At 39.7% G+C, this 12,055-nt stretch carries 13 protein-coding genes; 10 read left to right on the top strand and 3 right to left on the bottom strand.

The genetic code is table 11. The features are described from left to right. Positions 1–27: 27 nt before the first annotated feature. From BZ167_RS08535 to BZ167_RS08525, 3 genes are all read right to left on the bottom strand, one after another. On the bottom strand, positions 28–873 hold the full coding sequence (locus BZ167_RS08535; RefSeq protein ID WP_077392030.1) for an aldo/keto reductase: 846 nt from the start codon (positions 871–873) through the stop codon (positions 28–30). A gap of 110 nt (positions 874–983) precedes the next feature. After that, entirely contained in the window at positions 984–1,676 is a 693-nt protein-coding gene (locus BZ167_RS08530) for an LrgB family protein (RefSeq protein WP_007408978.1), read from the bottom strand. Beyond that, a complete protein-coding gene (locus tag BZ167_RS08525; RefSeq protein WP_003156751.1) occupies positions 1,646–2,050 on the bottom strand; it encodes a CidA/LrgA family holin-like protein in 405 nt (134 codons plus the stop codon). Before BZ167_RS08525 ends, BZ167_RS08530 begins: the two co-directional genes overlap by 31 nt. Before the next feature lie 195 nt (positions 2,051–2,245). On the opposite strand from BZ167_RS08525, the gene BZ167_RS08520 reads away from it, so the two are divergent. The 10 genes from BZ167_RS08520 (at position 2,246) to BZ167_RS08475 (ending at position 11,714) form a co-directional block, all read left to right on the top strand. After that, the gene (locus tag BZ167_RS08520; protein ID WP_007408979.1) at positions 2,246–2,677 is read left to right on the top strand and encodes a MarR family winged helix-turn-helix transcriptional regulator; all 432 of its coding nucleotides are present in this window, start codon (positions 2,246–2,248) and stop codon (positions 2,675–2,677) included. A 424-nt stretch (positions 2,678–3,101) separates the two neighbouring features. Next, positions 3,102–4,487, top strand: coding sequence for an amino acid permease (locus BZ167_RS08515; RefSeq protein ID WP_003156747.1), 1,386 nt, complete (start codon positions 3,102–3,104; stop codon positions 4,485–4,487). 92 nt (positions 4,488–4,579) lie between these two features. Next, positions 4,580–5,284: a YjjG family noncanonical pyrimidine nucleotidase gene (locus BZ167_RS08510; protein ID WP_061047147.1), complete on the top strand. Its 705-nt coding sequence runs from the start codon at positions 4,580–4,582 to the stop codon at positions 5,282–5,284. Positions 5,285–5,339: 55 nt separating this feature from the next. Then, positions 5,340–6,497: a sensor histidine kinase gene (locus BZ167_RS08505; protein WP_033575106.1), complete on the top strand. Its 1,158-nt coding sequence runs from the start codon at positions 5,340–5,342 to the stop codon at positions 6,495–6,497. Between the two features lie 23 nt (positions 6,498–6,520). After that, positions 6,521–7,174 carry a response regulator transcription factor gene (locus tag BZ167_RS08500; protein WP_033575107.1) on the top strand — a complete coding sequence of 218 codons (654 nt, stop codon included), beginning with the start codon at positions 6,521–6,523 and terminating at the stop codon, positions 7,172–7,174. Between the two features lie 217 nt (positions 7,175–7,391). Continuing rightward, the gene (locus tag BZ167_RS08495) at positions 7,392–8,324 is read left to right on the top strand and encodes an ABC transporter ATP-binding protein (RefSeq protein ID WP_061047148.1); all 933 of its coding nucleotides are present in this window, start codon (positions 7,392–7,394) and stop codon (positions 8,322–8,324) included. Positions 8,325–8,339: 15 nt separating this feature from the next. Next, the gene (locus BZ167_RS08490; protein WP_061047149.1) at positions 8,340–9,548 is read left to right on the top strand and encodes an ABC transporter permease; all 1,209 of its coding nucleotides are present in this window, start codon (positions 8,340–8,342) and stop codon (positions 9,546–9,548) included. A gap of 2 nt (positions 9,549–9,550) precedes the next feature. After that, entirely contained in the window at positions 9,551–10,717 is a 1,167-nt protein-coding gene (locus tag BZ167_RS08485; protein ID WP_033575109.1) for an ABC transporter permease, read from the top strand. A 49-nt stretch (positions 10,718–10,766) separates the two neighbouring features. Further along, on the top strand, positions 10,767–10,946 hold the full coding sequence (locus BZ167_RS08480; RefSeq protein WP_024084829.1) for a hypothetical protein: 180 nt from the start codon (positions 10,767–10,769) through the stop codon (positions 10,944–10,946). Positions 10,947–11,018: 72 nt separating this feature from the next. Then, complete coding sequence (locus tag BZ167_RS08475; protein WP_061047150.1) at positions 11,019–11,714, top strand: thioesterase II family protein; 696 nt, start codon at positions 11,019–11,021, stop codon at positions 11,712–11,714. The last annotated feature ends 341 nt before the right edge of the window (positions 11,715–12,055 follow it).

The raw sequence follows: 12,055 nt of genomic DNA, 5'->3' as shown, positions 1-12,055 counted from the left end.
GCCGTCAGCTTTTCTTTATGCGTTTACTTAAAACTCCTCATACTCCGCCGGATCTTGGCCGTTTATGCGTCCGTCGGGGCGGGTAAGCGAGTCGATAATGCTCATGTCGTTTTCATCAAGGGAGAAATCAAAAACGGAGATGTTTTCAAGCTGGCGCTCGGGCGATGCTGATTTTGGAATCGGGATGGCGCCCAGCTGGATATGCCAGCGTAAAATGACTTGAGAAATGGTTTTGCCGTATTTGTCCGCAATCTGTCCGAGTTTTTGATCGTTCAATACTTCGCCGGCCCGGGATAACGGACTCCATGATTCTGTCACGATGCCCTGTTCTTCGTGCCATTGGCGCTGCTGCTGCTGATTAAAAGCGGGATGCAGTTCAATTTGGTTGATGCCGGGCTTTACGCCGGTTTCACGTTCGAGCCGTTCGATATGCTCAGGCAGGAAATTGCAGACGCCGATGGATCGGATCAGGCCCCATTTTTTCGCATCAATCAGTGCCTTCCATGCTTCCGTGTAGCGGTCTTGTTTCGGGTTCGGCCAATGGACGAGATACAGGTCATAGTAGTCCAGACCGGCGCGGTATAAAGATTCTTGGATGGTTTGTACAGCTTTGTCATAGTCATGGTAGCGCCCGGGCAGCTTGGACGTCACGTATAGCTGTTCTCTCGGAACAGAGCTTCTCTTGATGGCTTCTCCGACCGATCCTTCATTTTCATAGTTATAAGCGGTGTCAATCAGACGGTAGCCGATATCAATGGCGCTGGTAATGGCATGAACGCCGTTGTTTCCATTAAGAGCGTATGTACCGAAGCCGATCGCGGGAATGCTTGTCCCATCCAGCAGTTTCTTTTGCGGAATTGCTCCAGTCATCATTAAATCCCTCCTTGTTTTCTACTTTACCATTATTCTTACAAATGAAACATAATAATGGAAGGGAATGAGATGATCCGCACATGAAAAAAGCTGACGGAGAACCGCCAGCTTTAAATTTGAAACATCCATGCTACGACGGGGCCGAAGACCGACCCTAACACGGCGCAGAGCGTCATGGAAACAGAGCTCATGGAGACCGTTAATTCTCCGTACTCCATTGCTTTTGAGGTGCCGAGCGCATGGGAAGCGCTCCCGAATGCAATTCCTTTCCCGAGTGAGCTGCGGATGCGGATCCACTTGAGAAGCAGCGGTCCTAAGATAACGCCGGAAAACCCTGCGATCATGACGAACACGACTGTCATGGAAGGGACACCGCCGATACCGGACGCAATCTGTATGGCGACAGGCGTCGTAATTGATTTTGGGATAATTGACAAAATCAAACTCCGGCTGATGCCGAACAGCTCTGCAAATAGCAGGCCGCTGACCATTCCGGAGAATAAACCGGCTAACACGCCGCCGATGATCGGAAACATATACTTGATTAACACCCGGCGCTGCTTATAAAGCGGGTATGCCAAAGCCACCACGGCGGGTCCGAGCAGTGAATTGATCCATTGTCCGCCGATCATATAGTCTTTATACGAAATATGAAAAACAAGCAGCACGGCGATAATGAAAATCGTAGTCGTCAAAACCGGTATGAGAAAGGGATATGGAAAGCGCACATATAATTTCACCATAGCCAGATAGGCGGCGGCCGTGAACAAAATTATAAGGATTGCGATACATGCTTGCTGCACTTCTTTTTCTCCTTTCTCTGATTGGCTTTGTGCTCTAACAGCTGGCTGGCGTACCCTGCGGCGATCATTGTGACGATGGTGCTCAGCACGATGATCAGAAACAGAGCAGCCCCGCTGGCGGAAAACAGTGACGGGTAATTGATGACGCCCGTCATGGCCGGAATGAATAACAGCGGAAGAAAAGACAGCAAAAATCCGGCTCCGTCTTCAATCATTTTGACGGGAATGATCTTAACCGATAAACATATGATCAGCAGGATCAAACCGATGATACTTCCGGGAATGGGCAGGTGAAAGAACTGCTGAACGGCTCCCCCGATAAAGGAAAATGCGAATAAAATAATGATTTGCAGTATGATGCGTATGACTTTCACGACAATGCTGTTCTTTGGAGAAGAGCAGCTTCCCCCTTTCTTGATGCTTCGATATGTTTCTTTACTTTTTGTGCATATATTTGTACTATACAAATATATGTATGCAAAATCTTTCTATATGTTTTCTGAGTAAATGTGCATATGTTTGTATTATACAACTAATATTGCTGTTGTCAATTGTAAGGAGTGAGGCTGTTGTCAAAACAAGATCCGATTGAATTAATTGAATATGAGCTCACCACTTTTATCAGGAGAGCTGTTTATCTTGATAACTCCGACCGTAAAATCGGACATCTGGAAAGGGCTGCGTATTTGTTATTACGGCAGCTGGATGAATTCGGGCCGGCGCGTGTGAAGGAATTGGCTGAATCATTTAAGCTGGATATTTCCACATTGTCACGCCAGGCCGCGGCCTTGGAGTCGAAAGAGCTGATCCAGCGTTTTTCCGATCCTTCTGACGGGCGGGTCAGTCTGTTTGCGATTACGAAGCTTGGCAAACAGAGGTTAAAAGCTGATAAAAAGATGCGTCTTGATCGATACCAACATATGCTTGACGATTGGTCAGGCGATGAAAAAGAAATGTTCGGCCGGCTTTTGCTGCGGCTGAATGAGGCATTTATCGATTAATGCATGATTTTTGCCGGTTAAGCAGGATTATGGCGTATACAAGGGAGAATGGAAGAGAGTAAGACTTTACGCCATTCTGCTTAGCAAAAATAATATTGAATAGGGGGCGGAACATGTTTCTCCAGGGACATCCTGTTTCTCGGAGGCTGCGGCATTTATTATCTCAATATTCATAATTCAATAAAAATGAAAGCGCTTTATTTTTAGTTTGTTGGTTTAGGGTGCAAGGTGTTTACCTGAAAAAAACAATTGTATTTTCCACGGAAATTTATTATGATGAAATAAGGAAATTGGAGATTATACAACAATAGAAAAATAGAATATTTCTAATATTGCGGGAAATGAAGAGTGAGTTAGGTTCAACAGGTGCACCTTCTGCTTCATTATTTCACATATATCAGAGCTGTTAAGAGGAGGAAGCGAAGTGGCAAACAAAGAATTAAAGAGAGGCTTAGGCGCGCGTCATATACAGATGATTGCGCTGGGCGGCACGATCGGTGTCGGTTTATTCATGGGGTCATCCAGCACGATCGGATGGACCGGGCCGTCTGTCCTGCTGGCTTATGCGATCTCGGGTATCTTTATCTTTTTTATCATGCGTGCGATGGGCGAAATGCTCTATGTAGAGCCGAGTACAGGGTCGTTTGCGACGTTCGGCCATAAGTATATACATCCGTTAGCCGGCTATATGACGGCGTGGAGCAACTGGTTTCAATGGGTGATCGTCGGGATGTCTGAAATTATCGCCGTCGGTTCGTATATGAAATATTGGTTTCCTGATCTGCCGGCATGGATTCCCGGCATTATCGCCATGGCCATTCTCGGTGCGGCGAATTTAATTTCGGTAAAATCTTTCGGTGAGTTTGAATTTTGGTTTGCCATGATCAAAATCGTCACCATTATTCTGATGATTGTGGCCGGAATCGGAATTATTTTCTTCGGTTTCGGTAACGGAGGGCATGCGATCGGATTATCTAATTTATGGTCGCACGGCGGTTTCTTTACGAATGGTTTTTCAGGATTTTTCTTTGCCTTGTCTTTGGTTGTTGCGGCCTATCAAGGGGTCGAGCTGATCGGGATTACGGCAGGGGAAGCGAAGGACCCGCAAAAAACGCTGCGAAGCGCGATTCAGAGTATTATTTGGCGGATTTTAATTTTCTACATCGGTGCGATTTTCGTAATCGTTACCGTATATCCGTGGAATGAGCTTCACTCACTCGGCAGTCCGTTTGTTTCGACATTTGCGAAAGTCGGGATTACGGCGGCGGCCGGTTTGATTAACTTTGTTGTGATTACCGCTGCGATGTCCGGATGCAACAGCGGGATATTCAGTGCGGGACGCATGCTTTACACATTGGGCGTGAACGGACAGGCCCCGAAATTCTTTAAGAAAGTTTCTTCGAGCGGTGTGCCGATATTCGGTACGCTTGCGGTATTAATCGGACTTGTGATCGGTGTCGTGCTGAACTACATCGCGCCTCCGAAAATTTTTGTCTATGTGTACAGCGCGAGTGTGCTGCCGGGAATGATTCCGTGGTTCGTCATTTTAATCAGCCATCTCGGTTTCAGAAGAGCGAAGGGCGCTGAGCTTGATAAGCATCCATTTAAAATGCCTTTTGCGCCGTTTACAAACTATTTGACGATCGCTTTCTTACTCATGGTATTGATCGGCATGTGGTTTAACAAAGATACGCGGATTTCTTTGGTTGTCGGGGTGATTTTCCTGGCGATTGTGACGGTCAGCTATTATGCGTTCGGTATCGGCAAGCGCATGCCTGGTGAAAAATCGAAAATAGAAGACGCTGTATAATTCAAAAAGACACCTCTCTTACAGGGGTGTCTTTTTCGGCTTGTCCGCGAGTGGTATACTGGTTAAAAAAAGCAGAACCGGGGGAAACATCGATGAGTCATTACCGTACGTTATTATTTGATATAGACAATACGCTGCTGGATTTTACCGCTTCAGAAACCGATGCTCTTCAAAAATTGTTTCAAGGTTCAAAGCTGGAGCTGACGGCAGAGGTGGAAGCCCGTTATAAAGCGTTAAATCAAGGGCTGTGGAAGGCGTTTGAAGAGGGGGAAATGACCCGCGATGAAGTGGTGAATACACGGTTTGCCCTTTTGTTTAAAGAATACGGCCTCGAAGCCGACGGCGTGCTGATGAATCAGGCGTACCGCCAATACTTAGAAGAAGGGCACCAGATGATAGACGGAGCTTATGAGCTGATTGAACGGCTGAGTCCTTTATTTGATTTATACATCGTGACGAACGGCGTCTCAAGATCACAATATAAGCGGCTGGGCGACTCCGGTCTGTATCCGTTCTTTAAAGATGTGTTTGTATCTGAGGACACGGGTTTTCAAAAGCCGATGAAGGAATACTTTGATTACGTGTTTGCGAGAATTCCCGGTTTTTCTGCCGAGGGCGGACTTATTATCGGCGATTCACTGAGCGCGGACATAAAAGGCGGTCAGATGGCGGGAATTGATACGTGCTGGTTTAATCCCGGAAAGAAAGCAAATGAGTCCGGAATCATCCCGACGTACGAGATTCATTCGCTTGATGAGCTGTATGATGTGCTGAACGTGGAGGTTGTCGCTTTATGATTTCTCAATATATGTATAATATAATTTATATCAAGTTGTCTCAGGAAGGATTATTATGAAAAATCTTTCTTCAATTAGTACAAGAGTGCTCATAGAAAAAACCATTATTTGTTTTTCCTTATATTCTATTATCAGTTCTATTTTTAAAACGCCAACTTTCACGGCTTCGGAATCCGCTTACCTGCTGATAATCACCATTTTTTTAGTCGTCAACGATCATATCAGATTAAAATACCTAAGCGGTCAGTATTCTTTTAGATATTATGCATCTTTTTTAGTAAGTAACCTTTTATCAGGCATTTTATTGTTTAAAATTAACTGTCTCGGTTCTCAAATATATAATATTTTCTTACTGATCGAGATTATTGTAACAACTCGTAAACTGCCCTGGACTGTAGTAAGCCTGCATTTTATTATTTTTTTTACAGCTCTTAAAGCAGCAGGGACCAGCGGGAAAGATATATTGATGTCCTATTTAGTGATCATGGCTATTATTTATCTGTTTAGAAACGTACTGCTCGAAAAAGCAAAAATACAAACATTAAATAAAGAATTACAAAGTGTAAACACTAAACTTAAGAATTATTCTCAAAAGATTCAAGAGTTAACTATTTCTAAAGAGCGGACAAGAATTGCACAAGAGCTTCATGATTCCCTAGGGCATTATTTGATCGCATTAACAATGAATCTTGAATTCGCCGATAAAATAGTCAGTAAAAATCCCAGCGAGGCTAAACAAGTCATCAATAAGTCACATGATTTATCGAAGGAGTGTATTATTAACCTGAGAGAAGCTGTCGCTTTGCTCAATGACCCTGCTCCTCAAAAAGGGCTTCTGAAATCGATCAATGAGATTTTTGAAAATTTTCAGCAAACAAATGAAATAAAATTCGAGCTTGATATGGACAATAAAGTAGAGTCAGCTGATCCTGATATCAAGAATTGTCTCTATAAAACAGTACAAGAGTCTATAACGAACGGGATAAAACATGGAAATGCTACGTTTTTTTCAATAAGAATACGTAAGTCTTTTGAAAAAATCTCTATATCGATAACTGATAACGGAACAGGATGTTCTGAAATTAATAAGTCAAATGGAATAAAAGGAATAGAGAAAAGATTTGCTGCACTTGGAGGAGAGGTTGATTTTCATTCAGGGCTAGATTCAGGATTTACTGTGGAAGCCGTAATCCCCGAGATAGCAGATCTTTAATCCGAATGTGAGGAGGTATTGATATGGATATTATCATTGTGGATGATCAGCAAATTGTCAGGGAAGGGCTTAAAATGATTCTGAGTCTGCACGAGGAAATTAATATTGTAGGCGAAGCTTCTAATGGTGAACATTTATTAGATTTGCTAAAACAGATAAGGCCTGAAATCATTTTAATGGATATAAGAATGCCCATAATGGACGGCATTGAAGCAACAAAGCTAGTTAAAGAGAGATATCCGGATATTAAAGTGATTATCCTGACAACCTTTAATGATAGTGAATACATTTTTACTGGACTGAAAAGCGGTGCTGATGGTTACATACTGAAAGATTCTGATTCACAAGAAATTATTGATTCCATCAAAACAGCATGTGAAGGCAATATTCTGTTAAATCCTAAGGTAACGCTAAAAGTTGTAAAGGCTCTAAATTCGGTAGAACATAATAAAGAGCTTGTTCAAGAAAATAATGAAAAGGAACAGCTGGTGCAATTGCTTACTCCCAGAGAAAAAGAAGTCGCTAAACAGATTATGGAAGGGAAAAGCAACAAAGCTATAAGCGAAGCACTTTTTATTACTGAAGGCACAGTCAAAAATTATGTATCAAGAATACTGGAAAAACTTCAAATGAACAATCGAACGGAGCTTAGCTTATATTTACAAAAGCATATGTGATTCAACTTTTTTCCTTCAATCAGAAAGGAATTTCATCAAATTCCTTTCCTCCATTTTCTTCTGAATATATCCGGACTTACACCTTCCGTATATGACTAAAGTAACAATGCGATTCCTAACTAAAGTAATAAGGTAAATGAGTACTATAGTAAATTCTAAAAATATTCCATTCAGGTTAAAATAAAAGAACCGAAATACCACGAGGGGTGTTTTAATTATGCTCGAATTAAAAAAACTTACCAAAAAATATGATGACTTTACGGCAGTTAATAATATTTCGCTGACTGTAGAAGATGGAGAAGTATTCGGACTATTGGGTCCTAACGGTGCCGGCAAATCAACAATGGTTTCTATGATTAGCACTGTTCTTGCACCTACCAGCGGGACAATTAAAGTAGATAATAAATCACTTAAGGAAAAACCTATTGAGATAAAAAAAATAATGGGGGTTGTTCCACAGGATTTAGCTTTATATGAAACGTTAAGCGCCAAAGATAACTTGAACTTCTTCGGAAGCCTTTACGGGCTGAAAGGGAAAAAGCTAAAAGAAAGAACTGATGAGGTTCTGGAGATTATTGAACTGACAGATAAAAAAAATCAAAATGTATCAGAGTTTTCCGGGGGAATGAAACGCCGGGTCAACATAGGTGTGGCGTTAATGAATAATCCTAAATTATTAATTCTTGATGAGCCTACAGTAGGAATTGATCCGCAATCAAGAAATCATATTCTTGAAACAGTAAAAAGGCTGAATAAAGAAAAAGGAATGACTGTTATTTATACCAGCCACTACATGGAAGAAGTAGAGTATCTTTGCGAGAAGGTGGCAATTGTTGATCATGGATCTCTTATTGCTTTAGGAACGAAAGAAGAACTCAAGGAAAACTTAAATGCTTGTGACACTTTAACCGTTACTTTTAAGGGTGCTGATGAAAAGGCACTCAGCCGGATAAACAGCATTACAGGAATTGATAAAGTGACGGTAGATCATAAACAAATTTCAATGCTTGTATCGACGAAGGAAAGAAACATCATTGAAATTGTAGATGATATCAAAAATCTGGGGATCGACCTCACTAGCTTTAAGTACGAGGAAGTAAATTTGGAAAGCATTTTCCTTCAAATTACAGGGAAAAACCTAAGAGATTAGTAGGAGGAGGCTATCTTGAGAAAATTATTCAACTTATTTTTTCTTGATTTTAAGCTGTTAACAAAAAATAAGTCATTTTATTTAAAGCTGATGCTGTTTCCATCACTGCTAATCCTCATATTGGGCAGTGTGTTCAGTAATTCAGATTCAAAAATCGAAGCATTTGATGTAGCTTTTTACTCAGCAGATTCAGGGGAGAGTGTTTCTTTAGGTGATGTCTTAAAGGATAAAGTTTTTAAGAAAGGCGATCTCAAAGATATCATTCATTTAAAAGAAGCTGAGAGCTACAATGACGGTGAAAAATTAGTTAAAGAACGAAAGGCTGCAGCTTTTATCTATGTACCGGAACACTTTACGAAAGCCGTTATGAACAACGGGAAAACAAATATCGATTTAATTGGAGATAATAACAAGACCATAGATAAAAATATTGTTCAGGCTGTTTTGGAGGGCTTTACGAAAAGCGTGAAAACAATGAGCGCTGAGCAACAAGAAGTAATAAAACATATCAGCTCCGGCAGCAGCGTACCAAAAGAAAAAATAGAAAAAATGATGAACGATTTGGCCGATAATGACGGGATCTCCGCTGATATCCCAAAAGCAGCGACAAATAAAAATGCGGTTCCTGTCGATTCCATGCAGTATTATTCAATTGCAATGGTTGTCATGTTTTCCATTATGACGGCTTTTGTGCTTGTTCACAGCATTGTTGATGAGCGGCAGAATAATACGCTGTTCAGAATTAAATCTACACCGACTTTAAATATTCAGTATGTGCTTGGAAAGTTGACAGGTATTATTTTTGCGATCTTAATGCAGATGACTGCTGTTATTCTGATAAGCTGGGTCGTATTCCGAATGAACTGGGGCAACTTGTTTGATATTTTTGTTATTACGGTAGTATACGCATTTGCTATAGGCAGCATTGTATTGTTTTGGGGTTTTACCGCTAAGGACCACGTGGCGGTGTCCAGTATGGCTTCTCCGGTTCTTTATATTTTTAGTTTTTTGGGAGGCAGTTTTATTTCTAAGAACGGACTGCCTGATAGCTTGAGGGTTGTTCAAGAGATCATACCGAACGGTAAGGCAATAAACTCTTATTTAAAAGTCAAACAGAATATTGGTCTTAGCGGCATGTATATTGATTTGCTTGAGCTAATTGGTATTGGTCTCATCTTTGTCTTTATTAATATTATGGTATTCAACCGGAAGAAGGTGGCGTAGTAGTGCAATTGATTGCCATGATTAAACATCAGCTGAAGCTGATGCTCCGAAATAGATTAGCAATTTTTGCAACGATTTCGGTGCCGTTAATCCTTACATTTTTGTTCTCTTTTTCTCAAGATACGGATAGCAAAGAGAACTTGTATATAGCCAATGCTGATAAAAGTAACTATGCTGCAAAGCTCATTGAAATGATAAAAGAGCATAAAAATATTAAAGTTATAAAGCTAACGGAAAATGAATTAAAGAAAAAAGTCGATGATCAGGATATTCCTTTTGGGGTCGTTATTGAAAAAGGTTTTGGAAAGGATTTGACGGACAATCACAAGATAAAAATGAAAATCATCCAAAACTACGAGAACGGCAGCGGAACATTGTTAGAGCAGCTGGTCACAAATGAGGCGGGAACTCTTAAAAAGGTAGTTAAAGATTCGCAATATATGTCTGCACAGTTGCATACGGACTCAAAAGATATAGAAAAGAACATTTTCAAGAAATTGAAAAACAATTCAGGAATAGAAGTGAATGACAAAACATTAAGTCAGGGTGAACATACTCAGGATAATGCGACCGTGAGATTAATTGGTTTTCTTGTAATGTTTATTTGGTTTGTTGTTATTCAAGGGTTAAGAACACTTATTGATGAAAAAGAGAATAATACTTTCAGCAGATTACTAAGTACGCCTATAAACTATACAAAATATGTTTTATCCAAAATGGCTGCTACTTATATTTCCGGAATCATTCATATAATCGTTATTATACTTGCGGGAAAATATTTACTCAAGATCAGCATAGGTCATAACATCTTTGCCATCGCTGTTATGCTCGCTGTTTATTTATTTGCATTGACCTGCATTACGATGATTATGGTTCCATTTATGAGAAGCCAAAAGCAGTTTACTTCTGCCGCATCGATCATAATTGCAGTAAGCGGGATGATAGGCGGTTCCTTTTTCTCATTGGAAATTGCTCCAAAATATATGCAGGTTATTTCTAAATTTACACCCGAAGCATGGGCAATACAGTCTTTAAACAACATTATCTTTAGTAAGAGTACCTTAGGAACTGAATGGCTTCCGATCGTAATTTTTGCAAGTGTCGGCTTATTAAGTATTATTGTATCTTTCATCTTAATAAGCAGGGAGATTAAAAAAAAGAAAAATTAAATCAACAATAATCTGATAAAATTAACAGATCAAAAAGGACGTGAGGGAATTGGGTATGGAAGAACTATTTGGAATGGCTGAATTAATTATAGGTGTACTCATGAATGTATTTATCGGTAAAATCGGGCAAGTTGCTTTTGGAAAAGATAACAGAACAACAAGGATCATTTTAAGAGTAATAGGAATCTTCCTCATCATCAACGGAGTTTCAAGAGCATTTCATATATAAAATGAGATAGTAAAAAACATCCTTTTCAGGGTGTTTTTTTATCGGGTTATTACAAAAATTCTGAGGTGAATTATGAAAAAAATATTTTGTCTTCCGTATGCAGGGGGATCAAGTGCAATATACTATAAATGGAGAAGGTTAATGAGTGACTCTTTAACAATACATCCTATTGAGTTAAAAGGAAGAGGTACAAGAATTAACGAAGATTTTTATGAACATATAGATGAGGCTGTTAATGATATATATGATCTGATAAAGGATCAAATCAGGGAGTGTGATTATGCTTTATTCGGCCACAGTATGGGAGGCCGATTAGTTTATAAGTTATATAGTAAAATTTCTGAAATGCAGCAGAAGAAGCCAAATCACATATTTTTCTCCGGCTGCGGCATTCCTAAAACGAAAAAAGCAGAGGGGATGATTCATGCTTTGCCGGATAATTTATTTTTGCAAAGAATCATGGATATGGGCGGGACTTCGGAAGAACTGTTACATAACAAGGAATTACAACAATTATATCTTCCTATTTTAAGAAGTGATTTCAAAATGTTGGAAGGGGATGTTATTTCTGAAAATAAGACTGTTATGGACTGTGATATAACAGTGTTGCATGGTAATAATGACAAGACGATAAGCTCAGATTTAATATGTAATTGGGGACATTATACTTTAGGGAAATGCAATTTTTATACGTTTGAAGGAAATCACTTTTTTATTCATCAATTTTCGAATGAAATAACGGACATTATAAATAAAACCTTGAGATGAATTTTTGATTAAAAAATCGGGAGTGTTACTTTGTCCCGGTTTTTTTTATGTTAATACGAAAAATAAAAACTGGGTTAATGTGCTTAGGTGTTTTTCCCCCCTAATTGACAACTCTTAAACATTTGTATAATATTTCTTAAAGATGGCTAGTTCTTCTTCATTATCCTTTTTTTTAAAAAAGTGTTTGTACGGGTCTATATCATTAAAAAATGGTTTTTGCTGCCGATAAATAAACTGTCAGACTACAACAACAATTATTGGTGAGCGGTATTGCCTGTGATGCAGTTTAACATAAAAATCCACCGAAAGCCTCTGCTGTTTTAATTCAGTGAATGATTTGA

Origin of the sequence: Bacillus sp. 275, assembly GCF_001999205.1 — a bacterium.
GTDB classification, from domain to species: Bacteria; Bacillota; Bacilli; order Bacillales; family Bacillaceae; genus Bacillus; species Bacillus velezensis.
This window is presented reverse-complemented; position numbering and strand designations above follow the sequence as displayed.